The organism is Microbulbifer harenosus, from assembly GCF_005771435.1.
Taxonomy (GTDB): Bacteria; Pseudomonadota; Gammaproteobacteria; order Pseudomonadales; family Cellvibrionaceae; genus Microbulbifer; species Microbulbifer harenosus.
Map to the genome: position 1 here is coordinate 20,808 of NZ_VANI01000005.1, position 25,411 is coordinate 46,218.

The window sequence follows — 25,411 nt, forward strand, 5'->3', positions numbered from 1 at the left end:
CCTGAGCAGCGAGCGGTGCTCGCAAAAACGCTCAGCTCAGCCCTGCAAGCAGACTCCTACAACAAGAGCAATCAAACTGCCGCGCGCGCCGCGTGCAGTTTCTTGTAGCTCTCGATCAGACGCAGGTGCTTATCCAGGCCTTCCAACTGCATATTCGTGGGTGTAAGGCCGTAAAAACGCACGCTGCCATCCACCGATCCCACCACGGCCTCCATGGTGGCTTCGCCAAACATGCGCCGCAGGTTGACGATGTAATCGTCCAATTCCAGATCATCGTCCAGCGCAATTTCCAATACCGCCTGCACTGCGCGGTAGAACAGTCCGCGCTCGACGGTGTTGTCGTTGTACTGCAGGAAACTCTCCACCAACTCCTGCGCTTCCTCGTAGCGCTGCAGCGCGAGACACACCAGCAGTTTCAGTTCAAGAATGGTGAGCTGGCCCCACACAGTGTTCTCGTCGAACTCGACACCGATCAGGGTGGTGATCTTTTCATAATTGTCGAGCTGGCTTTCTTCCAAGCGCTCCACGAGATCCTCTAGCGCGTCATCGTCAAGGCGGTGCAGATTGAGGATGTCCTCACGGTAATCCAGCGCCTTATTGGTGTTATCCCAGATCAGGTCTTCCACCGGATACACCTCGGAGTAACCCGGTACCAGAATCCGGCAGGCCGGCGCGCCAAGTTCGCTGTAGCTGGCCATGTACACCTCTTTGTCCATCTCCTCGAGGATGGCAAACAGGCGATTGGCCTCGGTGTCGTTGCTGTCGTGGTGGTTGCCGGAGAAATCCCACTCCACAAATTCATAATCGGCACTGGCGCTGAAGAAGCGCCAGGACACTACACCGGTGGAGTCGATAAAGTGCTCCACAAAATTGTGCGGTTCGGTCACTTCCAGACTGTTGAACGTGGGCGGCGGCACGTCGTTCAGGCCTTCGAAACTGCGGCCTTGCATCAACTCGGTAAGACTGCGCTCCAGCGCCACAGGCAGGCTCGGATGCGCGCCGAAGGACGCAAATACACCGCCGGTGCGTGGGTTCATCAGGGTCACGCACATGACCGGGAACTGGCCGCCGAGGGAGGCGTCTTTCACCAGGATCGGGAACCCCTGCTTCTCCAGTTCCTCGATGCCTTGCAGTATTTCCGGGTATTTCACCAGCACATCGCGCGGCACGTCCGGCAGCGCGATCTCCTGCTCGATGACTTCCTTCTTCACCGCCCGCTCGAAAATTTCCGACAGACACTGCACCTGCGCTTCCGCCAGGGTGTTGCCCGCACTCATGCCGTTGCTGAGGAACAGGTTCTCGATCAGGTTGGAGGGGAAGTACACCGTCTCGCCGTCGGAGCGGCGGGTGAACGGCAATGAGCAGATACCGCGATCAATGCGCCCGGAGTTGGTATCGATCAGGTTGGAACCCGCCAGCTCGCCTTCCGGGTCGTAGATGCCGCGGGTGTATTCGTCGAGGATGCCCGGCGGCAGCGCGTCGTCATCAGTAAGCTCGAACCACTTTTCGTTCGGATAGTGCACGAACGCAGCGTTGGCGATCTCCTCGCCGAAATACTGGTCGTTATAGAAAAAGTTGCAGTTCAGGCGCTCGATAAATTCGCCCAGCGCGGAACACAGTGCGCTCTCCTTGGTTGCGCCCTTGCCGTTGGTAAAGCACATGGGAGAAGCCGCGTCGCGAATGTGCAACGACCACACGTGGGGCACGATATTGCGCCAGGAGGCGATCTCGATCTTCATTCCCAGGTCGGCGAGAATCTTCGTCATATTCGCAATGGTCTGCTCCAGCGGCAGGTCCTTGCCCTCGATAAAGGTCTGGTGCTCGGCATCCGGCTGCACCATCAGCAGCGCCTGCGCATCCTCTGTCAAGCTTTCCACTTCCTCAATCTGGAACTCCGGCCCGGTCTGGATCACCTTCTTGACCGTACAGCGGTCGATGGAGCGCAGAATGCCCTGGCGATCCTTCTCGGAAATATCCTCCGGCAGCTCAACCTGGATCTTGAAGATCTGGTTGTAGCGGTCTTCCGGATCGACGATGTTGTTCTGGGACAGGCGGATATTGTCGGTGGGGATGTTTCGCGACAGGCAGTAGACCCGCACGAAGTACGCGGCACACAGCGCTGAAGAGGCGAGGAAATAGTCGAACGGACTCGGCGCCGAGCCATCACCCTTGTAGCGGATAGGCTGGTCGGTGATGACCGTGAAGTCGTCAAACTTGGCTTCAAGTCTGAGGTTGTCGAGGAAGTTGACGTTGATTTCCATGGGGCGAACTACCGGCATCTGTGAATGTGGCGCGCCCGAGGGCACGGGCGCGCATTATCCAGATTTCAGGGTAGTTCGTCTCGAATGGCAGATGGATACATCTAAAAATCACTGCTCGTCACCCCCGCGCAGGCGGGGGTCCAGTTGCCACAGTACGTCTGGATTCCCGCCTGCGCGGGAATGACTCTGATTAGAGATACCTGAAGGTTACTTTTTGCGAGCCGCGAGCAGGTACAACATCTCCAGCGCCAGGGTGGCACCGGCGAGACTGGTGATTTCCGCGTGGTCATAGCACGGCGCCACCTCCATCACATCCATGCCGATGATGTTCAGGTCGCCCAGGCCGCGGATGATCTGCAGCGCGCGGTCTGAGGTCAGGCCGCCCATCACCGGCGTGCCGGTGCCGGGCGCAAAGGCCGGGTCCAGGCAGTCGATATCGAAGCTCAGATACACCGGCGCCCCCCCTACCCGGGCGCGGATGCGCTCCAGGTTCTGTTCCAGGGAGTGGTTGTTCATCCAGGCCGCATCCAGCACTTCGAAGGGATGGGTCGCCACGGTGTACTCGGTGCGAATACCCACCTGAATACTGCGCTCGGTATCCAACAACCCTTCCCGCACGGCGTGATGGAACATGGCGCCGTGGTTGTAGACAAAATCGGTGGCCTCGGTATCCGTGTGGGCGTCGAAGTGCAACAGTGCCACCGGGCCGTGCTTGCGCACGTGCGCACGCAGCAGTGGCAGTGTGATGAAATGGTCCCCCCCCAGGGTCAGCAGGGTCTTGCCGGCGGAAACAATGTAGTCCGCGTGCTGCTCCACCAGCGCCGCCATGGCCGCGCTGTCGCCATCGCGGAACACGATATCGCCGTAGTCGATGGCCTTGAGCTTGTCGCCCAGTGCAAAGGGCCAGGGCCAGCGCTTGTGCTCCCAGCGCAATTGCGCGGAGGCCTGGCGCACGCCGGATGGCCCGAAACGGGAACCGGAACGGCCAGTGGTGGCGAGATCAAACGGCACGCCCATCACCACGGCATCCGCCCCGGCAAGGTCGCGGGACAGCGGCAGGCCGCAGAATGAAAAGATATTGGCGTAGGTATTCGAGAATTCAGACAAGAATCGGGTATCAGTCATGAGAGTTTCCTGTGTCCAATCCGGCTATGCTCCACAGCGCGGACAAAATAGGGACTAATGCCAGGACCCCTCGGGCGGAAGCCGGGTACGAGGCGATGCCATGGCAACACTCTCGTTTTGGGATTCCCAGCGCCCAGAACGGACATCAAGTTTAGGTGTCGTGATGTTTGCGACGACGGACTTAACCGCCGGCGAAGTATGCCCGAAGGCGGTTAACTTGCAAGCATTGAGACGTCGCGCCGCGCGGATTTTGTGACCAACCAGTCCACCTTCACACGCCCCCAATCCACATCAATCTTTCACAAATGAAGGCCGTTTGGCGCACCGCGAATTGCTACTTATAGTCTGTAGATCTAAAGGCATCATGCACTTTTAATCCTTTTTGAATTCACGGGACCTCCGATGCGAAAGCCAAGCAGCGAATTAACGACAATCCTCTCCGAGAACATCAAGCACCTCCGTACATCAAGAGGTTTTTCACAAGAAGATCTCGCGAATGAATGCGGCCTTCACCGCACCTACGTAGGCGCTGTCGAACGCGGAGAGAGAAACGTGAGCTTAAGCTCACTCGAGTTATTAGCCGCCGCGCTTAACGTGGATGTACCCACTCTGTTGAGCAAACACAAATAGAAGACTTTATTTCATGGAAGAAATTTTGAAGCGGCCGCCGGCCTCAAAGGATCAGCTGACTTCTCCGCAGGATCTGGCGAAAAAACTGCAGACTTTGATCAACCGTCCTTTCAAACTTTCCGGCAAACCAAGGACCGATGGCGCCAACCTCAGAAAACTGATCGGGAGCATACTGGCTACCGACTCCCCACCCAGCGCAGCTACTTCCGGCGATTTCAAAATAATACCGCCAAGGAAAAAGGGCGTTCCCAAAATACTGCTGGAATATATTGACACCTATGTTGTCTCTACCGGGACTTCTTACAACTTACAAGTCTGGAATAGAAACCCCGACTCCCAATCGGTTCAAATTGAGTACGATGAAGGCACGCAGCTGAATTCCAGTGAGATTCGCTTTGTGCTTGCTAAAGTCGACGCCACGCTCAATATCATCACCGGCATCGTCGTTCTCACCCCGGATTACATTGTCAAGAAATTCGGGCAGTTCGGGCGCCCCACCGTGAAAAACCAGCTTATGATTTCTCAGCATTCCCGCGAGAAGATACTGGAGAATACAGGCGGACTCCTATTCTTCGATGAAGCAGAACAGGTGGGAAATCCGGACAACATCCGCAATCTCAGCAACTACAGTATCCACGACGAACCCACCCACGAATCCCTACTCCCGATATCCACCATCAGAGATATTGTTGCAAAGCAGATTATTGGCCAAACCATCAGCCCCGGTGCCACCAAAAACAGGGGGCAGGTTCTCGAGTCTCTTTTCCTGAAAAGTTTTGGATACAAAATGCGCGGCAGTGGACTTATCGGCGGCTACCCGGACATAAGAAACCAGGCATTGGAAGTGAAGGTGCAGGACGCCCAAACCGTCGATCTTGGACTTTATTCTCCCGAGTTTTTGGAAAGCGTCCCGAAATGCGGCGGCTTCAACACACGCAACATGCGCTATTTCATCGCCTTCACCAACCCGGCAAGCGGCATTGTTGAAGGCGGCGTACTGTGCACTGGCGACAAACTGGGCCGATACTTTACCTATGTGTCGGAAAAGAGTTACAAGTGCCAAAGAACGATTCCGATGACCTTTTTCCAGGGCATCAACGGGAAGTCGGTTTTCAATCCGTAACATCGGATCGCATGGAAACGCCAAATACGGTCCATACCAGCTTGTCAATTCTGGCTTCCAGGGACCGCTTTTTATCCGACCGCGTTTCCAGGTAGCATTCTTTTGCCAGGTTGATCAGTGATTGCGCACGCTTTCCTGATGGATCTGGCAGAGGAAACTGTTCCACATATTGGCTTATAAAGCGTCTCTTGTTGGCGTAGAGCTTGTTCTGGAACTTCACGTCATAAAATCGTTCGATGAACGTCGAGTTTGCGACCGCCAACACCAGCCACAGAATATCTTCCGGCATACTGGTATTGTCGCGCAGCATCCAGTAGCAGTCGCCATTGACGACTGTTCCCTCTTCGTCCATCCAAAAGGTGGGATGCTCAGCAATATCCCGGAAAATAACCTTTTCCCGCTTCCATAGTGCCGGGTTCTGCGGCACCCATATTTCGAACCACTGACGCTTCGCCTTAATGACATAGCTGCGCCCGGCCAGTTGTTCACGGTGTTCTTCAAGATATTTTTTAGAGCGCGGGTACTTGGCCAGATCCACCGAAGCTCTTTTCCCATTTACCACGGTGTGTGTATAGAGAATGGTTTTCTTGGGTTTGTCGTTACAGCGGAAGTGCCCTGCCACATGATGTGTCGTTAATGGCATCAACAATTCCGGTTTAATACCCACCTCGGCTTTCCAATCCTGGCGGATAAACACGTTGTCGGCGGTGGTTTTCACTCCTACCCGGATCTTCCCCACGTCTTTGAATGTACACCAGGTTTTTGCGCTTACTTTTTTCAGCCACTGCTCCGAAGTTGCGCACTCAAGCCGCCATACACTGCCGGGGTTCACGTCAAACGTCAGGATACCGTGTGACACCCGGTACGTATTTGTTGGAGCGGAAACCAACCCTTCGCACTGCAACGCTTCCACCTGATTTCTAACATGCGGAAGGTTACCCTCTGATGCCTCCCCATCCGCCAGATACACCGACGAAAAAGGGATACTATTTGTCCTGCCCGAGGCCGCCGATGTAGACATAATAATGACGGCAGGTAGAACAGCGGCATCAAAAACCCGCGTATCACCGAAATCCCATACACCGAGGATCGAATACGACTCGTACAGTTTTTCCCGGAATTTCTCCGCGCCCTTCACCGTCATAAAGCGATTGGACACAATCACACCACAGATGGCGTCGGGCTTCATGACCGCTTTCATAGCGATCAGAAACGCCTGATAGATATCGACACGCCCCTTAAGACCGAAACACTTGCTCAGCTGCCGGGCATGATCCGCACCCAGAACCTGGGTACGAATATACGGGGGGTTGGCGATCAACAAATCGAAAGGCGGGATATCGTCGCCAGCAAAAAGGTCACCACTATTGCTTAAGCCGCCTTTCTCCAGGCAAACCTGCAGAAAATCCCGATTCAGAAGCGTCAGGTTTACATCCGGAAACACTGCCCGTATGCGCGTTTCCGCGATCTGCAGCGACTTCCGATTAGTATCAAACCCAAACACGCGGATGCTCTTTTTTGATTTTTTGCCAAGTCGCTTCAATAGACTGATCAGCAGCTCACCATCACCCACGGCCGGATCGGCGATACAAACTTCTTTTCCCAGTTTCGCACTGGCAATCATATTGTCGGCAATAAAGTCAGCAATTATGTCAGGGGTATAGTGCGCCCCCTCTTGTTTTCTCGATTCAACGTGCGCATAACGCTGATCCGACGAATTGCGACTTCTCTTCATTACTCACCAGTCTCGTTGAAGCTCAACGTTCAGTGGCACATCCAGTGATGCGCCTGGAAATTGCTTAATCCTTATACCGCCCTCACGTTACCCCCTGGGGCGGCCAGGGGAACGAAGGATAAAGCAACACCTGATGCAGAGCGAGCTATTCCAAGGGAGAACGGTTTCCACTAATTTTGACTATGCCCGTAGCCAGTCATTTCCAAATACCCCTCCCCCCTATGGCTGCCGGTTACCGCAACCGGCCCCTCCCAGTAGCGCGTGACACCGCGGTTCCAGTAATCGCCGGGCCAGGACCGGATTTCGAGGTCCAGCTCGATAGAGGGCACCGTCAATTGCCAGACTACCGGTACTTCGCCAAAGTGACTGTCGAGATAGGCGATGGGTTGCAGGCTGAAGGCGTCTCCCTTCAGGGTTTGCGCACGGCCGTCGGCAGCGACCAGGGTTCCGGACTGGAAATCCTCGGCGCCGCGCACGCGGAACAGCATCAGATGGCGCCCGTCTTCCAGGTGCAGCGCCATCCAGTCCCACCCCTGCTGGTCCGACTTCAGGTACTGACTGCTCCATTCACGGTCGAACCAGCCCTGCCCGCTTACCGCAAATTTTTCACCGGAGACTTCGATCTCGCCATTGCTCACCCGCAATGGATAACTGAAGTACATCGAACCCCCGCCACCGGCAGACTTGGCACTGAAGCCGCGCTCGCCATGCAGTACCACAGGGAGCTGCGGCTCTAACTGCAGACGGTAGCAGAAGCCCTCACCGGCCACGTCCAGCACCCAGGTATTCTCAACGAGGGTATCGAGTCGCCAGTGATCGATCCAGGCTCTGAATGGCTGCGCCGTTACCCCGGCCTGGCCAGTGCCGCCGCGGGCACTGCGGTCGACAAAGTGGTGTTCACCAGGGCGGCTCAGCGCTGCGTGGGCAAACCAGATTTCATTGCGGCGCCAACCCGGCACCGGCTCGGAATATGGACCGGGACGAATGCCGGTGCGGAACAGTGTCCACTGCACGCCAAATTGCTTGCCGTCGCTACTGCGCAGATTGGCCGTGAGATACCACCACTCCAGGCGATATTGCGGGTGCGGGCCCATATCCCGCGGCAGACGCACGCTCATACCCGGTGCCGCCTGGCGGAAACCTGCCGGCGGTTCGCGCAGCGCGCTGAACCAGGTATCGCGCTCGGCGCCTCTCCCGCAGCCGGTCAACAACAAAAGCACCAGAAGAAGGCGGCTCGCGTTACTCATTTTTCAGTGTCTCCAGCCGCACTGGATTGCCCACCAGCACACCGACAACTGCGCCAATCAGCAGGCACACCAACCACACCTGCAACCAAAAACCGGGGTAAAAATGCAGCGGCAGCGCCCAGCCGAACGCCGCGGGATTGACCCGTGCCACCAGTACCCAGCTGAGAAAAACACCCAACGGAATCGCCAGCAACGCCAGCAGCCCAGTGACCAACACGCTGTGGCCAATCAGACGCAGCCGCAACGGTTTACACCGCTCACCGAAGACATACAGCATGGTGTAACTGCCCTGCCGCAGGCGGAATATCACCAGTCCCATCAGCGCCAGCGCGGTGCCGGCCAGTGCCAACGTGAGTGCGTTCAACATACGGGTCATCTGAAAAGTGCGCGCAAACGCCGCATTGGCGGACTGCTTCAAACCGGCCTGATCCCGCAGGCGGCTGCGCCCGAGCCACGGGTGTTGCTGCGGCCAATCTTGCCAGGGGACGCTATGAATGTCGGCAGCGCCCAATACAAAGGTGGAATAGCGGTCAGGCAGCGCATCAGACACCATGGCCAGCGGCAGCATCAACTCCCCCTCGGGCCTACCGTAATCGGCATAGATTCCGATGACGTCGCGCGTGTGCGACCTTGCACCCAGGCGAAAGCGGATGCGATCTCCCACAGCAATCGATTGACGGCGCGCCAGTTGCTCATTGATCAGCACTCCACGCCGAGCCAGTTCCGCCCAGAGATCCGGTATTTCAAAAAGGAAGGGCCACGCCTGCAATAACGGCGAGGCCGGGTCTACCCCCAACACATCTACCGGCAACAGATCCGTCGTCGATTGCTCCGTACTAATTTGACCGGCGCGCGCTGAATACAACAAGGCACGGGTGCGCACCATAGGCAAGACGCTGGTTACCCCGGGTATCTGCCGCAGCCGAGCGCGCCACTCCTCCGTCGCCACTGGCACACCGGGGTCCAGATAGAGATCGCCCTGCAGGCGCTGGTCGAGCCAACGGGCAAAGGTGGATTCAAAGCCGGTGACCATCGCGTGCACGCCGATGGCGGTGGCGATAGCAAATGCCAATGCGGTCAACGGCAGGCTCAACAGTCTGCACAGCGCGCGCATCTCGGAACAGGACCACTCCAACAGCGGCCGCCGGCAGCGGCGCTCCGCACAGGCGAGCAGCTTGTTCAGCAGATCAGGCAGCAGTAGACCGGCGCCCATCAGACAGCCAAGGGCAGCGAGAAATATCAGCCACAAATGGCCGGCCTCCCGCAAGCCGATCAACGAGAGCACCAGCAGCACCAGTGCCAACAGCCCCCGCCAGCGGCTCGTCGCGCCGGTATCCGTTTGGGGGCCGCCCGCTTGAATCCCACTGCCGTGTAACCCGCCGTGCCGATCTCTTCGCCCCAGCAACAGCAAATCAACACAGGCCCAACCGACCACCACCGCGAGGATCAGTACCATGCCGAGCCAGGTTTCCGGTGTGGGCGCGCGCATGACCAGGGTGTCGACACTGAACAAACCGCTGAGCGTGCTCTCAAACCCCGTGGCCATCGCCGATGCCAGCCACTCGCCGAGCCACATTCCAACCGTACCGCCGGCCAGCGCAATCAGCAGCACCTCGGCGATCAGGGCCATACGCAATCTCCCCACCGTCACCCCGAGGCGAATCAGAATCTCCAGGCTGCGGCGGCGCTGTTCCAGCGCAAAGCGGTAGACACTGCGCACCAGCAGTGCGGCCACCAATAGCATCAGCGCCCCCAGGGCATCGAGACTCAGCAGGAAAGACTCCACCAGTGGATCCGGCTCCACCCCGTAGTCTTCGACCTCGGCGCGATAAGCGGCGGGAAGCGGTACCCGTTCCACCTCCGCCGCGGGCAATAGAATCTGCAGCCTGCCGTGCCCAGCCCCAGCCAGATCCGCGGCGACTGAAATATCCGCAAACAGTTGCCCGCGCGGCACACCGTCGATTACATCTGTCTCAATATCTTCTACACCCGGCAGCGACAACTGCCGCCAGCGCGCCAGATCGCTGGCACTGCCCAACAGCAGCGGATGATCGGAACCCGCCAACCCGGCCATCAGGGTGCTCGCCACGGACGCCGCACCCTCCGCCAATGCTCTTTCGCCCCGCCGCTGGCGGTATTTTCGCAGGCATGCGGCACTTAAGGGGTCGATGCCAATCACAACCGGCGCCTCACTCTCACCCGTTGTGAAGCGCACCTCCAAACGCGGCGATGCGCAAAGCCCCGCGCGACGCAACCGCGCAAAATCCTCCACCGACAACGGCTCACCGTCCACCCGCACCACACTCAGAAGTGGCTCCAACACCGCCGTGGAGTCAGCCACCGCATTTCCTGCCGCTGCCGTCAACGAGCGAACGCCGCTCCAGAGCATGGCGGCGCACACCAGAATCAACAGCAGACCAGCCAATTGCCCCGGATGGCGACGGTAATGGCTCAGGAAGACAGTGCCGAGTCCCATAGGTGCAGGGCTCCTTCCCGCAGCTCAAGAATCCGGTCGCAGCGTTGCGCCAATTCAGGATTGTGAGTGACGATCAGCGCGCCCAGCGCGCGTTCGCGGATCGCGTCGAAGAATAGCGGCGCCACGCGCTGGGCGGTGGTGTAATCGAGACTACCGGTGGGTTCGTCGGCCAGTATCAGCTCTGGCTGCATCGCAAACGCACACGCCAGCGCCGCTCGCTGGCGCTGACCACCGGACAGTTGGTCAGGATAGCGATGCGCAACCTCGGCAATACCCAGGCGCGCAAGTAGCACTTCGCCTTCATGGGTTTCCAGACCCGCCAGCCCGGCGCGAAAAACAATATTGCGGGAAACAGTAAGAGTGGGAATCAGGTTGCCATCCTGGAACAGCGTGGCAATGCGAGTGCGGCGCAACTCCGCCCAATCGCTGTCCGTCAGATCAGAATGGGCGCGACCGAACACCCGCAACATGCCGCTGTCCGGCAGCAGCAGGCCATTGAGAAGGTTCAACAGCGTGCTCTTGCCCGAACCTGAAGGCCCTATGACCGCCACCGCTTCACCTCGGCGCAGTTCAAGCGACAACCCACGCAGAACAGCAATCTGCTCCGCGCCATTGCGGTATGCGCAGTAAAGATTCTCTGCCTGTATCAAGGCATCATTCATAGGCTGGTAGGACTGGCTGATAGCTGATGACGCAAACAAGTCTACCCCACCAGAAACAATACCGAAGACCAGCACCCGGTCGCCGCTGTCGATATCAACGGCATTCCGTTTGACGCTGGCATTGAAGCGATACTGATATGTTTGACTTCATCCGGGGTGCCCGGCATTCTGCCCCGCTCATGGGAAGGGCGGCTGTCCATCAGCCGCATGGAACAGCATGAAACAACAACGACAATGCCTGACAAGCTGGCCCGGGATTAGTACTTTAATCCGTCGCTGCGCGATACCGGCCTGCTGCCTGCTGCTGGCCTTACTGATGGGAATGCACACCGCGCAGGCAGACAGCGATTTCTCTCCCTTTACTCTCACGGATACGACGACCCGTTACCCTCTGGTATCGCGGGAACATTCATCCGGTTTTATTCCCGCGCCACCAGGTATGACTCTGGAGCAGGCGGCAATGCAGATTCCCCAGACGCTCTCCATTTCACTGAAACCGGATTTCAGGCAGCACGAGCGCTACTGGCTCTATACCCGTGCCGTGAACGATACGAGAGAAAGCCGCTGGGTTTTCCATATCAGCAACTTTGGCTTTCAGCAGCCCAGAATATTGATTCAAAGTGACCATAGCCGGGTCATCCACACACTGAAAAACACCGGCTTCGCTGATGGAACTGACGTAAACCCCATCGGGCGGGCGACGGCCATCACCCTGCAGCCCGGGGAAGCGTTTCTGCTGGTAGTCGAGGTGACGGCAAAGCACAACACCTGGCACCCCTACATGGCCCTGATGAGTGCCCAGGAGTACGATAGCTGGGTTACCTGGCTCAACCTTACCTATTATCTCGCCATTGGTATTACGCTCGGCTTTATTCTACTGGGCCTGATTTGCTGGACGATCACTCGCGAAACACCCTTTTTCTGGGCCTCGCTCGCTGCGCTGCTGATGCTGCTTTATTATCTGGAACACAGCAGCATTCCCGTTATTCTCTGGCAGTGGGACTACGAGATAGGCCCTGCCTTCTGGATATTGGCGTCCTCAACCACTCTAGGTCAACTGGCCTTTGCCGCCAGCTTTTTGAAGATCAATCGTCGCGACGGATTCTGGTTTCAATGTTTCATCGCGGCGGCAGTCACGTCTGTCGCCATGTTGACGCTCAGCGCACTACTCCCCCTCACCACAACCGCACGCCTGTTTGCTGCGAACTACCTGCTTGTCTCCTTCTGTATCCTTGGCTCAGGTATCGCCAGGGTTCGCGCCGAAGGCAGTTACTACATCATCTATCTGCTTGGCTGGTTCCCGATGGTGCTCTCGCTGATACAGGTGCTTATGGTCATCCACGGACCGGCGCAGAATGTACAGAGCGTCACCGAGTCCTACAAGATGATCCATGTGCTTTATATCCATATTGCTCATCTGGTTCTGCACGCCGGAGCACTGATCCTGCGCCTTCGCTCCCTGCGTGAGGAAAAGCTAAAGGCCGAGTTCATGAGCCTGGCCAAATCCCAGTTCATTGCCCACAGCAGTCACGATTTGAGTCAGCCACTCAATTCCATGAGCATTTTTCTGGATCATTTACAGCCGCACATCCATGACCAGGACGGTAAGAAAATCTTTTATCGCATGAAAAGCACCCATCGGCAGATGAAAGAAGCTTTCCACGCAATCATGGATCTGGGAAAGCTGGAATCGGGAGCCATCACACCGGATTATCAGAAAGTCTCCCTTACCGATGCATTCTCCCATTTACAGTACGAATTCCAGATGCTGGCGAAAGAGAAAGGTATCGAGATCCACTTCCAGCCCTGTTCGCTTAGCGTATCCAGCGACCCGGTTCTGCTCAGCCGCATGCTGAGGAACCTGATTTCCAACGCCGTGAAATACACCAATGAAGGTAAGGTGGTGGTCGGTTGCCGGCGGCGTGGCAGCCATGTCGTGATTCAGGTGCTGGATACCGGTTGCGGTATCAACGACACCGCCCGGGAGCAGATTTTTGATATTTATCAGCGCTCAGGAATAAATGCTGCAACAACACCGGGGGCCGGCATTGGTCTGTCCATCGTCCGGCATATTGCCGAACTGCTGAAGCACCCGGTAACGGTCGTATCCATTCCCGACCGAGGCAGCTGCTTTAGTATTACCGTTCCCAGGCGAGAGCAGGCGATCAGCAGCCCGGCAGCCCTCAAACCAGAACAGCAAATGCCCGTCGTTGTCGGGCTGGTGATAGAGGATGAAACACTGAAAACGGACCTGTCGGATCGCTTCCGGAAATGGTCCTGCAAGGTAGTATCATTTCGCTCACTGGAGGCGGTCAGTAAAGGTTCCGAGCCGCTATCGCTGCTGCTCTGCGAGCCCCGCTTTCTGACACAGACGTCAGTGTGCGCCGATACACAGGCGCAACTGGCCGGACGACTGGTTTGTGCTTGTGTTGGCGATGGCGTGCAGCCTCTTCCAATATCGTGGATAAGGCTGCCTGCCATCCCTCCTGCCGCCCAGCTTCGAGCCCTGCTCAACACCGCATTGCGGCAACAGGGAGACGCCATGAACCTGGGCCCAGATATACCAGTATCAGTACCGGTATCATGACCGGGCCCGGTGATTGAAAATACGCGTCACCCCGGGTCCATCTCATCGACACCTGCGCTCTGCGGGTGTCGGTCCTGGATCAAAACGCAAACCCGGATACCAACACGCGGTCGCCGCTGTCGATATCCACCGCGATCAGGCTGCCGCTGGCATTGTCGGTGACGTACAGTATCCGCTGCCCGGCATCCAGTACCGCATCTGCCAGATCCGCTTCGGGGTTAAAAGGGCTGCCGCCGCCGAACAGTTGCTCATCGCCGCTGTTGCGCTCTCCATCCGGCCCCAGGTCGTAACCGGAAATCACACTGCGGTCGCCGGTGTCGAGGTCCACGGCAACAATGGCGGATTTGCCGGACAACGCGTCCAACACCAGGACACGGTTGTTGGCGGCATCCAGAGAGACGGACACTGGGTACTGCATTACATCGCCGGCGCCAGTAACCGAGTCGGCAATTACCACGCGGTCGCCAGTCGCCAGACCCACACTCATCAGTTTCCCGCTGCCAGGGGAATAAGCGCCGTTCAGCAGCAGCAGGCGATTATTATCCGCATCCAGCGCCAGCGAGAGCGGCGCAGTAAATGCCGGCCCCGAACCGATATCCGTTGCCGGATCTTCGCCAGCGCCCGCCGAAATCAGGGTGCGGTCTCCCGTCTCCAGATCCACCGCAAACAACGCCCCCCTCTGCGCAGCGAACAGCCGATTGTTGGCAGCGTCCAGCGCCAGGGATTGAATACCATTGAATGCGGGCCCAGCGCCGATGAGATCCCCCGCTGCATCCTTACCGGACAGGATCGAGCGGTCGCCGCTTTGCGTATCCACTGCGACGATCACGGCTTCGTCATCTTCGCCATCCAGCACGAGCATACGCCCGTCCGCCTCGACCACCAGATCTTCCGGCCAGCTCAGTTCCGGGCCGGAACCGCGAATCTGGTTGGGGTTATCCGCATCGAAGCCGGACAGCAGCACGCGGTCGCCAAGAGCGCTGCCGGGTGTCAGGTCTACCCGGTAAAACTCACTGCCGCTCCAACTCCGGATATCATCCAGCACTACCAGCGATGGCGACAGATCGGCGGAGGCTCCGGGCAGCAGGGCTACCTGGGTGGGAGCAAAGAAGTTCGGGCCTTGGCCCCAGCTGTTTGCCAGCACTGACCGATCGCCACTGTTGACATCCACCACATAGACCTTTTTCAGGTAGCCATCCGCTACCCAAAGCCGGCTGGGGTCGGTGGGATCAAACAATATGTCTTCAATTGAACGGAATCGCGGCCCTTTCCCGATTATTACGCCCTCACTGTCTGTACCGGACAGCAGCGTCTTGCTGCCATCATTCAGGTTAACACTGAAGAACGCATCGCCATCGGTAACCACGGCCAGGTCGCCACCACCTGCCGGGTCAAATGCCACGACGTCCGGATCGGCAAAGGTCGCAATCTTGGTTTTGCTTTTCGCAGTCAAATCAACATCGAACAGCGCTTCAACATTGACCAGACCGTCCACCATCAGGGCACGATCCGGATTGCCAGAGTCGAGGTCGATAGATGAGGGAAACCCGGCACTGACAACGGTCGAGGTGCCGGATGCCAGGTCGTCCAGGTCCAGTGCCAACAGCTTGTCAGCATTGCCTGAATCACCGATCAAGGCCCGGTTGTTGGTGGCATCAAACGCCAGCGATAGCGGAAAGTTGAGCCCGTCCAGCAACAGCGTTCGCGCCTGTGTCGCAAGATCGACCGCAATCACCTTGCCATTCCCGTACGCAAGCGCGCCAAAATCCAGCACCAGGGCCCGATTGGCGGCAGTATCCAACTCTACCCCTACCGGCTGGTAAAAATCGATGCCATTGCCATCCCCCTTCTGGCCAATGACGCTGCGGCGCCCGAGGTTTGGCCCGTCGTTCAACTCCAGGGCCAGCAAAGCACCGGCACCCCAGGTCGAAGTATCATCGGCGACCAGCAGACGCGGCTCACCATTGGCGGAATCGAAGGCAAGGCCATGGGGCGCGATCAATGCGGGTCCGGGGTTTTCGACCTGTTCGACAGTCAGGCTGAAACTGCTTACCTCACCGCGAGCATCCTGCACGAGACCTTCCAGCGTATCGGTGCCCGCCGGCAGAGAAAGGCTGGGAACCCGCCAGCTGGCAAAGCCGTCGTCGGTGTCGGCCAACACACCATTCACAGTGACGGAAGTAATGGCATCGCCATCCGGATCACTAGCCGTACCGCGCACACTGATGGATGCGCCGGTGGTCCGGCTGCCGGAAAGGGGGAATTGGATTGACGCTACCGGCGGCTCATTCGCTTCCTCTTCGGGCGGCGTAGAACCGTCCCCGTCCCCTTCATCGCCATCTTCATTCTCATCTCCACCGTCTTCTTCCGGCGTGGAGGGGTCCGGCTCGGAAGGCGTCGGGTTCTCTGCTACAGAATCGCCGGAACCTCCGGAGCCGCCACCGCAGCCGGTCAACCAAACTACCAGGCTGGCTGCCAACAACCAGCGCCCTATCACTACGAACATACCCATCCTACGTCCCCCTACTGCAATACAATTTGTTGCGTCGAATTTATGAATCACACAGACAAACGGGTACCCGACAATGTCGGGTACCCGTTAGCCAAACCCTTTTCCGGTTACCCGGCTCAGGGCGTCACGGTTGTACGTGTTCCCGTGATCAGGTCTACGGCAAACACTTCATGTACGGCGGGGTCCAGCACCAGCGCGATGTCGTTATCCAGTAACTGCATGGCGGAGGGCTGGTCCAGACTGGCGCCACTGCCAATGCCAGCACCGGACAGCACGGTTCTGTCACCACTGACCAGGTCCACGGCAATCACGGTATCTGCGAGGAAGTCCGCCGTGAGCAGCCGGTTATTCGTTTTATCGAGCACCGCGCCCTGCAGCCCCTTGAGAGCCGCACCTTCGCCTACCCCGTTTCCGGAGAGTGTGGTGCGCTCACCAGTGGTCAGGTCAACGGCAATGATCACGCTATCGCGGTCCACCACCAGTGCCCGGTGATTTTCCTCGTCCAGAACGATGGCGCGTGCACCTTCGAATTCCACGCCGTTGCCCGCGCCGGCGCCGGTTAGCGTCGTGCGATGGAGGGTCGGCAGATCCATAAAGGCAATAAGCGGATCCAGTGAGGAAGTTCCCACCAGGGCACGCCCGTTGACCACGTCCAGGGCGATGGCCGTAGGTTGCGTCAGTGTGACCCCGGAACCATTGCCTCTACCGGCAAGAATGGTTCTCAGGCCACTGTTCAGATCTACAGCCATAACGCCGATGGCGGCATCCGAGACCAGGGCGCGATTATTCTCGTCATCGATCACAACACCCCCTGGGATGTTGAATGCAGGACCCTGACTCTCCAAGGTGCCGATGGACACCAAGGTTTTCTCACCGTTACGCAGGTTCACTGCCATCAGGACACCGCGGGTCACATCAGCGATATACACGGCGCGTTGATCGGCGTTGATGCCCATACCGGTCGCACTCTGAATCAGTGCGTTGGTTCCCGGATTGTCGATCAGGCGACGTGTTCCGCTCCCGTCTGTGGCTACATTGAGAATAATGTCGGTGTCATCATCCAGAATCAGGGCGCGGCTGCTATTGCTATTGAGCACCACTGAAACCGGCGTTTTAAACGCGGGACTATTGGAGCCGACAAAACCGCCACCTGTACGGGGACCGGCGAGCACTTTGCGAAAACCGGAGGTCAGGTCCACGCCGAACAGGGCCCCGCTGTCATCAATGGTGGCGTCCATTACCAGCGCGCGGTTGTTGGCCGCATCCATGCTGATGGACACCGGCGAATCGAAAATGTTGTCGCCCCCGCCGATAAGGCTTCCGCCCTGGGTAAATCCGGACAAGTTGGTGCGCGCACCGGTGGCAAAATCAATGGCGATCACCGAGCGCCTGCCGGAATCCACCACCAGCGCGCGACTATTGAGCGCATCGACGGCAATATCTTCCGGGTCTTTAAAGAGCACTCCACCGGTGTCCACACGGCTGCGAAAACCGGTATCCAGATCCACTGCGTACACAGTCCACTGGCTGGCATTTTCGAACTGGTTGTTCAGTACCAGCACGCGGTTGCGGTCAGTGTCCAAGGCTACCGCGGACGGAAAACTGAAACTCACATCGCCGCCGCCCACAGTGCTGCTGGAAAGCACAGTGCGATCACCCGTGGCCGGATTCACCGAGAACAAAACACCACCAGCGGCATTGTCGATCACCAGAACACGGTTGTTGGCCGCATCAAATGCCAGCGATTCCGGCTGACTGAAAGGTTGGCCGATGCCGACATTTTCAGCAGAAATAATCGTGCGCACGCGGGTGGTGAGATCCACCGCGATCAACGCGTCCAACCCGGCGTCAACGACCAGGGCGCGGTTGTTCTCCGCATCAAACTCTATGGCTGTCGGCGAGGCAAAGGCGCCTGCCAAAGTGCCTGACGTCAGCTGAAAATGGGCGGCATCGGTATCAATATTGCCAGCACTGTCTTCGGTGGTGACATGCAGAGTGGTTCTCCCCAGCGGTACAGGCACTTCGGCCTGCCAGGTAGCGAAGCCGTCGTCACTGGTTGCAGCAACGTCTTCGACCAGAACGCTGACAATTTCACTCTCTTCCTCGTCCACGGCGGTTCCACGCACGATGATGGTCTGGCTGGTAGTGGAAGAGACGGGCAGCGGGAAATGCACACTGGCTTGCGGGGCTACGGAATCCGGCAAAGTGGTCACCGTAAATTCAGCGCTAATACCACCGATGGTCAGTGTCATGCTGGTGACTACACCGAATGAGTCGCCAGAGAGCAATCTCAGCTGTACGCTTTGAGCGGGTTCCACGGTGCCTTCAGCACTGGTGAAGTCGCCACCATCAATAGCGTATTCGCCACCCACCACACTGATCGGTGCCGACGAATCTGTACCAGTCACAACAATAATGTTGGATTCGATCACCTCGCTGAATGCGACATCCGACTGCGCTTCGAAAGAGAATGCATCCGGCGCAGTATCAGGTGCGGGAGGTTCTTCCGTTTCTGGTGGCTCTTCGGTTTCCGGCGGCTCTTCCGTTTCCGGAGGTTCTTCCGTTTCCGGCGGCTCCTCTGTTTCCGGTGGATCTTCCGTTTCCGGCGGTGTATCAGAAGGCACTTCGCCGGAAGGTTGTTCGACGCTCTCGCCGCCGCCACTGCTACCGCCGCCGCAGGCGGTCAGGGTCGTGAGGAGCAGTATCACCAGCAGGTGACGCCATCTTATTATTCCTGTAAGGATTCCTGATTTTCTCATAATACGAACTTATCGAAAGTGAATAGAAAGGTAGGAGATAACCATGCGAGTCATCGTTTAACTAACCGTGTAAACAGGCATTGGAATAAACGTTTGAGCAACCGTGTAAATAATCGTTTGAATAACCGTGTAAATAACCGTTTAAATATGAATTAATCTGAAAATTTTCAGAATTCTGAAACATGAGATATGGTTATCGGGTATATTGCTGAACGCTTAAAATAAAAAAGCCCTTTCTGGTAAAAACAGAAAAGGCCAACGCTTGAGCGTAAAGAGTCTCCCGATGTACAAGAACGCAAACCCAAACAATGCGGATAATTTACGTCTTATTCGGACAGGCGGGTACCCGACAAATGTCGGGTTTTGCGCCAGAGAAAAGGCCTGGCCAGCAGTGCTGCGCTAATCAGGCACGATAGAACTGGACAACAGTAGATGGTAGATTACCCGCCCATCACGAACCGACCCTTTCGCGCATGACAAACAACCACCCCACTCCGCTGCCCGTCACCACAAGTGAATTTCCTGTGCCAATCTTCCACCCGGTGTAACAACCTTACCTTGGCATCAGCCAGAATGAGTAAAGGAATGAGTTTCAAAGTACTGATCACAGAAGACCACGCGCTCTATCGGGATGGTCTATATCTGCTACTGCTGGAAGCATTCCCTGCCGTCCAGATTTTCGAAGCCGGCGATTTTGGCTCCACTCTGACGACCCTGGCAAAACATCCGGATATTGACCTGCTACTGCTGGATATCCATATCCCGGGCACCAGCGGACTCAACGGCCTGAAAGAACTCAAAGCCCGCCATCCCGCACTTCCACTGATAGTAGTATCTACCGTCGATCACCATGCCAGCATCCAGCAGATGTTAAGGTATGGAGCCGACGGTTTTATTGCGAAAACAAGCGGCAAAGCCACAATGCTCAAAGCACTCAGAGATGTAATGGACGGTGAAGTGGTAGTTGTCGGCGGTCAGAACAATAACGGCCCCATGGCACTTTCACCGCGCCAGGTAACAACCCTGGAACTGTTATCGCTGGGCCTGCCAAACAAGGAAATTGCCGCGCAACTCAATATTTCTCCGGCCACGGTCAGAGAGTATGTTTCAGATCTGCTGAAACTGTTTGACTGTGATAACCGAACGCAAGCGGTTCTGAAAGCACGGCAGCTCGGTTTTATCCTCGATTGAACTGCCGCACCATCACATTGGGCTTAGACGACCAGCATGCCGCTCATGCAGAAAGGTCCGCGTATGAAAATGTATCGTAATCATCCTCGTACATGGCCGGCAGGAAATAGGTGAAAAAGTCCATGAAACTAGCCGGCGAATTAAACAGATACTCACCGAAATTCGGGTCAAAGAAGCGAACCCGATTGTTGAATAGCCGGTAGGCCATCGCGTGCCCACCGTTTTCCCCATCAATATAAACCATCATATTGCGGTTGATAGTGCCGTTTGCCATCCGATCTGCATGAGCGAGCACCTCGACCGGATTCAGATCAACGTCGCCCTGGCGGCTGAGAACGATGAAATCATTCTGGCTCTGTAACTGAAAGTCAAAGTAGTTTTCGTCCTCGTTCAACGCGCGGTTGGCGGCAACCAACGTCATTAACGCATCAATATTTACGCCGCGATACACTGACCTCCCATTTCGGATGCTCATATAAGCGCCGTAGTACTGGCCCGGATCGAACCCTCTCCGAATCAGTTTCAGATACTCAAGCGAAATCGCCCAGCAGACACCTCTCCCCACAATTGGCCGGCATTCAGGCATATTCTGGTGAAAACGCCACCCAAGTCTTCCGTTATTTTTGGTGGCAGCATTCAGCACTTTGATATGCGCTGCGTAATGCGGATCAGCCATTATTGAATCTCCATACTCATTTCTGTATATCGCTGCCCTGTGTTTATGGAGCACCGACTCTGTGCGGAAACGCGACTCTGTATATTGATACCAGCGGTGGAAAATCGGGCTGACCGGATTCGTAACGCGAGGGTTCAATGCAGTGGCGCCCCTCAAGTGCTGTCGTTACTCTAAACAACAGCACTTGCCAACCTGATCGGGCGACAATAAATGCAAAGGTATTGATTCGCCACCCAACAGGTGTCGGGTATACATCAATAAGCAGCCATGCTAATCGACGTTATCTGTGGCCCCTCTCACCTGCCCCTGACACGTCAATCTGTAACGAAACCATATGCTTGAATGGCCGCAACATGGCCTGAAAATCGCTCCCTGGCTCCAGCTGCTGCATGGCAAGCGCAATACTTTCCAGCGTCGACAGGCTGTTGCCGAGGGACGAGTGCCGAATACGATACTCAGAAGCCAACGTCCCCTCAAAGCTGACTCGTGGCAACCGTTGCAAGTCTGGATGCAAATGCAACATCTTCTTGGATTTGCGCCAGGTGGCATCAATCACAGTTAACTGTTCTAGCGTACCGGCCCGCGACGTGCCGGGCTCGACCGGATCCACGTCCGGCAACCAACTCAGTGACGGGTAAAGCAAGGCCGAGTTGGGTTTCAGCAACTGAGCCAATTGCTCATCCGCAAGCCGCTCTGCCACAATCAATTCACTGTTTTCCAGGCACAAATGTGCCATCCGCCCGGTGTTGAACGGGTGCTTCTGTTCCAGGGGGTGCTGTATGATCAGCACCTTGATTCGATTGCGGATATGCACCAGCGCGCTGCAGTAACAGACGCTCAGTGGGCGTTGGCAGGTTGAGCAGAGTGGACGCGACATAGGTGATGGTAATGGATGCTTTTTCGGTGCAGTGGCTCTCCGATGCGGAGATGCCGCTGGCCAACAAGTTCTATCGTGAGCACAAGTTTCGTGGTAAGGCGAAGCGGCATGATCCCTGCGCGGTGGTTAGGGATGCCAAGAATAGCATTATTGCCTGTGGTTGCCTGCGACAGCTGACCGACAGCCAGCTGCTGGCGGGCGTGGCGGTAGCACCGGACTGGCAGGGCCGTGGTGTGGCGCGTTTGCTGTTGAACGGCATGGCGGAGAAGTTCGATGCGCAGACATTTACCTTCCCCTACCGGCACCTTATGCCGTTTTATGCCTCACTCGGGTTTATTGAGTCTCCCTTGGAGGGCCAGCCATCGGCCATCGTGGATCGCTTTCACACCTACGAAAAACAGGGCCGGGATATTGTGCTGATGCGCTATCAACCCGCGCATTCTAGATCACAAACAGCGCCATAAATTCGTTGACCGGAGTGACCTCAAGCGCCTTCTGCTCTTTGCACAAGGCCAGGATTTCCGCGCAGCGCTGTTCCGGAAAACGCGTAGCCAGGTTGGCCAGGAATTTCTGTTCCAGCAGTGGCATGCCCTCCCCACGCCGGCGCCGGTGCCCTACCGGGTATTCCACTTCTACTTTCTCCGTGGCGGTACCGTCGGTAAAAAACACCTGCACGGCATTGGCAATGGAACGCTTGGCCGGATCCAGATAGTCGGCACTGTAGCGGGGCTCCTCCACCACCTCTGTTTTTTCGCGCAGCCGGTTGATCTCCGGGTGCGCCCGGTGGAAGCCGTCTTCGTAATATTCTGCCTGCAAGTCGCCGAATATCATCGACACGGCTGTCATGTACTGCAGGCAGTGATCGCGGTCGGCGGGATTGGCGAGTGGACCGGCCTTGGAAATGATACGGATGGCAGATTCGTGGGTAGTAATGATAATGCGCTCAATCTGGTCGAGACGGTGTTTCACCAGTGGGTGCAGGATCACCGCGGCCTCGCAGGCGGTCTGGGCATGGAATTCCGCGGGGAACGACAGCTTGAACAGGATATTCTCCATCACATAGCTGCCGTAGCGCTGGGGGAACCGAAACCGGCGCTCGTCTTCCGGCTTCAGCTTCTGGTCTGCCACAGTCTTACTGAACAACACATCGTAAAAGCCCCACTGCTCTGCAGTGAGCGCGCCGGGAATGCCCATCTCACCGCGCAGGGTGATATCAGCGAGACGCACACCGCGGCTACTGGCGTCACCCGCCGCCCAGGATTTGCGCGAACCGGCGTTGGGCGCGTGGCGGTAAGTGCGCAGTGCACCGCCGTCTACCCAAGCGTGGGAGAGCGCCGCCATCACCTGCTCGCGGTTGCCGCCATTGAGCATGGTGGCAACCGCAGTGGAGGCGACTCGCACCAGCAGTACATGGTCAAGCCCCACGCGGTTGAAGCTGTTTTGCAACGCTAGCACTCCCTGGATTTCGTGGGCGCGGATCATGGCGTCCAGTACCTGTTGCATGGTGAACGGCTTCCCACCCTGCGCAAGATGTTTCTGCGACAGGTAGTCAGTCACCGCCAGGATGGCGCCGAGGTTGTCTGACGGGTGCCCCCACTCCGCAGCCAGCCAAGTGTCGTTGAAATCCAGCCAGCGCACACAACAGCCGATATCCCAGGCGGCCTTCACCGGATCCAGCCGCAAATCCGTACCCGGTACGCGCGCGCCGTTGGGCACCATCGTACCGGGCACCATCGGCCCGAGGTGTTTCGTGCACTCCGGGAATCGCAGCGCCAGCAGGCCGCAACCGAGAGAGTCCATCAGGCAGTGGCGCGCGGTGGTGAAGGCTTCTTCCGAGTCGATACGATAGGTCAACACATAGTCGGCGATGTCCTGGATAACCTCGTCGTAGTCAGGACGGAAAGTCAGCGCAGTATTGGTATTCATATTTCATTCCTCGAAGCATCAGCAACAGGGCGAATATGGAGAGGATAGTTGCGCGGGTGCGCTGTGTGGCGGCGCCAAAACATGTACGGAAGTACCAAATAATGACACAAGTGTTTCTTGCTAGAGTCAGCATGGCATCGTACCGTTTAGCGCACGGGCCATTTGCTTGTGGTAGCAGATGGCGTGGGAGTCAGGAGCCTCACCGCAGTGGCGACATTGGACCAGAGTACCCTGGCGCCTAATACCCTGTTGCCGAACACCCTGGTGTCTATCCGATCGTTCGTCGTGTCAATTAAACAGGAGGTTTTTATGCCGCTTACGTTCCAGTATGTCCCCATGAACGGGGTAGGCGTTTTGAGCACCAATACGGATGTACTCAAAACAGACGGTTTGGGAACATGCATAGCTTTACTTTTAGAATACTCGAAAGATGAGGCGGTAAAATTTGCACTGTCGCATGTACCCTATGACAACGACGCTTTATGCCTGCATGGTAAAGATGGAATACAGGCCTATCTATTATCCGTCTTTCAATTACTTGGTGACCCGCCGAAAAGTGCAACAAAAGTAACTGTGATCCACAATCGCTTCGGCTTTTCCTCTTCCAACAAAATGCTCGGTTACATTCAGACATCCCTCGAGGAAATCGGGGTAGAAAAAGTGAAGGTCGAAATATATAACACGCAAAAAAGGCTATCTGTAGCCGTTCTGAAAAATGAATCTTCAGTTCATGGCCGCCACTTCTGCTACGCGAGCAACAAGACAGAGTTTATTGATGTGTGTGATCTGGCCCAAGCCGCCATGCTGACCGGGCAAAACCTGGTTGCCACTCTCGACCCCAGAAAAAGAGCAGACAAACATAATTTCCGACGCCACGTCGATCTCTATGGGCAGGCAAGAAACTCTATAGCCTATTACTCCCAGGAGAAAAACCCATACTCCCTTACTTTAATAAGTGGCAACAGCGGCTCACCTTTTTTCGCTGAAGCCATACTATTCAGCCGGGCAAAAACAGAGCACTGGACAAAAAAGAAAGCCAAGCCACCCGTGTATTCCACCTATCTAGAATGGGAAAACTCCATCAGGAGCAGAATCCTGTCAACGGTACAGTAAACAAGGTAATGGAGGCAGAGGGATGGCGGTGCTAACCTGTCTGGACTATTAATGGGCCTGACGGAGATACCATGGATACCCTTCCCCACCATTACCAAGTGGCCGCCAGCGCGACGGCCGAAGGCAATATCACCCTGACGGCCGAGGGGCTGGCGCCCCTGGCCTCCGCCGCACCCAGCCAGTTTGATGGCCCGGGTGATCAGTGGTCACCGGAGGAATTACTGGTAGCGGCAGTGGCGGACTGCTTTATTCTGACCTTCCGCGCCATTGCCAAGTACAACAACCTCGATTGGACCAACCTGGAATGCAGCGCAACCGGCACCCTGGACAAAGACGGACGCAAAACCTGCTTCACCGAATTTGAAGTCAATGCCACGTTGCGAGTGCCCCAGGGCACGGATACAGACAAGGCGCACAAGCTGCTGGAAAAGTCCGAGGAGAACTGCCTGATCACCAATTCGCTCAGTGCGCCGGTGACATTGAACGCGGAAGTTACCACCTCTTGACCGCC

18 protein-coding genes are annotated in these 25,411 nt (G+C 56.8%); 7 read left to right on the plus strand and 11 right to left on the minus strand.

Going from position 1 to position 25,411, the window contains the following annotated elements; translation table 11 throughout:
- Positions 1 to 71: 71 nt before the first annotated feature.
- Both FDY93_RS04680 and speB read right to left on the minus strand, forming a co-directional pair.
- A complete protein-coding gene (locus FDY93_RS04680; protein WP_138234599.1) occupies positions 72 to 2,261 on the minus strand; it encodes an OsmC domain/YcaO domain-containing protein in 2,190 nt (729 codons plus the stop codon).
- Between the two features lie 207 nt (positions 2,262 to 2,468).
- Positions 2,469 to 3,386, minus strand: a complete 918-nt coding sequence (gene speB, locus FDY93_RS04685; protein ID WP_138234600.1) for an agmatinase — start codon at positions 3,384 to 3,386, stop codon at positions 2,469 to 2,471.
- Between the two features lie 402 nt (positions 3,387 to 3,788).
- Here speB and FDY93_RS04690 point away from each other — a divergent pair, with 402 nt between their 5' ends.
- Positions 3,789 to 4,016 (plus strand): helix-turn-helix domain-containing protein, encoded by a 228-nt coding sequence (locus FDY93_RS04690; protein ID WP_138234601.1) that lies wholly within the window; start codon positions 3,789 to 3,791, stop codon positions 4,014 to 4,016.
- A 13-nt stretch (positions 4,017 to 4,029) separates the two neighbouring features.
- On the plus strand, positions 4,030 to 5,139 hold the full coding sequence (locus tag FDY93_RS04695; protein WP_138234602.1) for a nuclease: 1,110 nt from the start codon (positions 4,030 to 4,032) through the stop codon (positions 5,137 to 5,139).
- Here the strand turns inward: FDY93_RS04695 and FDY93_RS04700 are convergent.
- The 4 genes from FDY93_RS04700 to FDY93_RS04715 all read right to left on the minus strand — a co-directional run bounded on the left by FDY93_RS04700 (position 5,129) and on the right by FDY93_RS04715 (position 11,298).
- Positions 5,129 to 6,874 carry an N-6 DNA methylase family protein gene (locus tag FDY93_RS04700; RefSeq protein WP_138234603.1) on the minus strand — a complete coding sequence of 582 codons (1,746 nt, stop codon included), beginning with the start codon at positions 6,872 to 6,874 and terminating at the stop codon, positions 5,129 to 5,131. The genes FDY93_RS04695 and FDY93_RS04700 overlap by 11 nt on opposite strands.
- Before the next feature lie 170 nt (positions 6,875 to 7,044).
- Positions 7,045 to 8,121, minus strand: a complete 1,077-nt coding sequence (locus FDY93_RS04705; RefSeq protein WP_138234604.1) for a lipocalin-like domain-containing protein — start codon at positions 8,119 to 8,121, stop codon at positions 7,045 to 7,047.
- Positions 8,114 to 10,597: an ABC transporter permease gene (locus tag FDY93_RS04710; RefSeq protein WP_138234605.1), complete on the minus strand. Its 2,484-nt coding sequence runs from the start codon at positions 10,595 to 10,597 to the stop codon at positions 8,114 to 8,116. The genes FDY93_RS04705 and FDY93_RS04710 overlap by 8 nt, the downstream gene beginning before the upstream one ends.
- Complete coding sequence (locus FDY93_RS04715; protein WP_246068463.1) at positions 10,573 to 11,298, minus strand: ABC transporter ATP-binding protein; 726 nt, start codon at positions 11,296 to 11,298, stop codon at positions 10,573 to 10,575. The genes FDY93_RS04710 and FDY93_RS04715 overlap by 25 nt, the downstream gene beginning before the upstream one ends.
- A 178-nt stretch (positions 11,299 to 11,476) precedes the next feature.
- Between FDY93_RS04715 and FDY93_RS04720 the strand changes: the two genes are divergently transcribed.
- Complete coding sequence (locus tag FDY93_RS04720) at positions 11,477 to 13,846, plus strand: sensor histidine kinase (RefSeq protein WP_138234606.1); 2,370 nt, start codon at positions 11,477 to 11,479, stop codon at positions 13,844 to 13,846.
- 79 nt (positions 13,847 to 13,925) lie between these two features.
- On the opposite strand, the gene FDY93_RS04725 is transcribed toward FDY93_RS04720, so the two are convergent.
- Positions 13,926 to 16,352 carry a hypothetical protein gene (locus tag FDY93_RS04725; RefSeq protein ID WP_138234607.1) on the minus strand — a complete coding sequence of 809 codons (2,427 nt, stop codon included), beginning with the start codon at positions 16,350 to 16,352 and terminating at the stop codon, positions 13,926 to 13,928.
- A gap of 122 nt (positions 16,353 to 16,474) precedes the next feature.
- Positions 16,475 to 19,117, minus strand: a complete 2,643-nt coding sequence (locus FDY93_RS04730) for an NHL repeat-containing protein (RefSeq protein WP_138234608.1) — start codon at positions 19,115 to 19,117, stop codon at positions 16,475 to 16,477.
- A gap of 585 nt (positions 19,118 to 19,702) precedes the next feature.
- Here FDY93_RS04730 and FDY93_RS04735 point away from each other — a divergent pair.
- Positions 19,703 to 20,308, plus strand: coding sequence for a response regulator transcription factor (locus tag FDY93_RS04735; protein ID WP_138234609.1), 606 nt, complete (start codon positions 19,703 to 19,705; stop codon positions 20,306 to 20,308).
- Positions 20,309 to 20,351: 43 nt separating this feature from the next.
- Here the strand turns inward: FDY93_RS04735 and FDY93_RS04740 are convergent, their stop codons facing one another.
- A complete protein-coding gene (locus FDY93_RS04740) occupies positions 20,352 to 20,984 on the minus strand; it encodes a YopT-type cysteine protease domain-containing protein (RefSeq protein ID WP_138234610.1) in 633 nt (210 codons plus the stop codon).
- Positions 20,985 to 21,264: 280 nt separating this feature from the next.
- Positions 21,265 to 21,861 carry a tRNA-uridine aminocarboxypropyltransferase gene (locus FDY93_RS04745; protein WP_138234611.1) on the minus strand — a complete coding sequence of 199 codons (597 nt, stop codon included), beginning with the start codon at positions 21,859 to 21,861 and terminating at the stop codon, positions 21,265 to 21,267.
- Between the two features lie 11 nt (positions 21,862 to 21,872).
- Between FDY93_RS04745 and FDY93_RS04750 the strand changes: the two genes are divergently transcribed.
- On the plus strand, positions 21,873 to 22,325 hold the full coding sequence (locus tag FDY93_RS04750) for a GNAT family N-acetyltransferase (protein ID WP_240914255.1): 453 nt from the start codon (positions 21,873 to 21,875) through the stop codon (positions 22,323 to 22,325).
- On the opposite strand, the gene FDY93_RS04755 is transcribed toward FDY93_RS04750, so the two are convergent.
- On the minus strand, positions 22,303 to 23,787 hold the full coding sequence (locus FDY93_RS04755; protein ID WP_138234612.1) for a bifunctional 2-methylcitrate dehydratase/aconitate hydratase: 1,485 nt from the start codon (positions 23,785 to 23,787) through the stop codon (positions 22,303 to 22,305). The genes FDY93_RS04750 and FDY93_RS04755 overlap by 23 nt on opposite strands.
- A 207-nt stretch (positions 23,788 to 23,994) precedes the next feature.
- Here FDY93_RS04755 and FDY93_RS04760 point away from each other — a divergent pair, with 207 nt between their 5' ends.
- Positions 23,995 to 24,900, plus strand: a complete 906-nt coding sequence (locus tag FDY93_RS04760; protein ID WP_138234613.1) for a hypothetical protein — start codon at positions 23,995 to 23,997, stop codon at positions 24,898 to 24,900.
- A gap of 71 nt (positions 24,901 to 24,971) precedes the next feature.
- Complete coding sequence (locus FDY93_RS04765; protein WP_138234614.1) at positions 24,972 to 25,406, plus strand: OsmC family protein; 435 nt, start codon at positions 24,972 to 24,974, stop codon at positions 25,404 to 25,406.
- Positions 25,407 to 25,411 lie beyond the last annotated feature (5 nt).

Excerpts from the sequence above, each read along its gene's own strand:
- FDY93_RS04680 (WP_138234599.1), bottom strand. The coding sequence starts at position 2,261 with ATGGAAATCAACGTCAACTTCCTCGACAACCTCAGACTTGAAGCCAAG.
- speB (WP_138234600.1), bottom strand. The coding sequence starts at position 3,386 with ATGACTGATACCCGATTCTTGTCTGAATTCTCGAATACCTACGCCAAT.
- FDY93_RS04690 (WP_138234601.1), top strand. The coding sequence starts at position 3,789 with ATGCGAAAGCCAAGCAGCGAATTAACGACAATCCTCTCCGAGAACATC.
- FDY93_RS04695 (WP_138234602.1), top strand. The coding sequence starts at position 4,030 with ATGGAAGAAATTTTGAAGCGGCCGCCGGCCTCAAAGGATCAGCTGACT.
- FDY93_RS04700 (WP_138234603.1), bottom strand. The coding sequence starts at position 6,874 with ATGAAGAGAAGTCGCAATTCGTCGGATCAGCGTTATGCGCACGTTGAA.
- FDY93_RS04705 (WP_138234604.1), bottom strand. The coding sequence starts at position 8,121 with ATGAGTAACGCGAGCCGCCTTCTTCTGGTGCTTTTGTTGTTGACCGGC.
- FDY93_RS04710 (WP_138234605.1), bottom strand. The coding sequence starts at position 10,597 with ATGGGACTCGGCACTGTCTTCCTGAGCCATTACCGTCGCCATCCGGGG.
- FDY93_RS04720 (WP_138234606.1), top strand. The coding sequence starts at position 11,477 with ATGAAACAACAACGACAATGCCTGACAAGCTGGCCCGGGATTAGTACT.
- FDY93_RS04725 (WP_138234607.1), bottom strand. The coding sequence starts at position 16,352 with ATGTTCGTAGTGATAGGGCGCTGGTTGTTGGCAGCCAGCCTGGTAGTT.
- FDY93_RS04730 (WP_138234608.1), bottom strand. The coding sequence starts at position 19,117 with ATGAGAAAATCAGGAATCCTTACAGGAATAATAAGATGGCGTCACCTG.
- FDY93_RS04735 (WP_138234609.1), top strand. The coding sequence starts at position 19,703 with ATGAGTTTCAAAGTACTGATCACAGAAGACCACGCGCTCTATCGGGAT.
- FDY93_RS04740 (WP_138234610.1), bottom strand. The coding sequence starts at position 20,984 with ATGGCTGATCCGCATTACGCAGCGCATATCAAAGTGCTGAATGCTGCC.
- FDY93_RS04745 (WP_138234611.1), bottom strand. The coding sequence starts at position 21,861 with ATGTCGCGTCCACTCTGCTCAACCTGCCAACGCCCACTGAGCGTCTGT.
- FDY93_RS04750 (WP_240914255.1), top strand. The coding sequence starts at position 21,873 with ATGGATGCTTTTTCGGTGCAGTGGCTCTCCGATGCGGAGATGCCGCTG.
- FDY93_RS04755 (WP_138234612.1), bottom strand. The coding sequence starts at position 23,787 with ATGAATACCAATACTGCGCTGACTTTCCGTCCTGACTACGACGAGGTT.
- FDY93_RS04765 (WP_138234614.1), top strand. The coding sequence starts at position 24,972 with ATGGATACCCTTCCCCACCATTACCAAGTGGCCGCCAGCGCGACGGCC.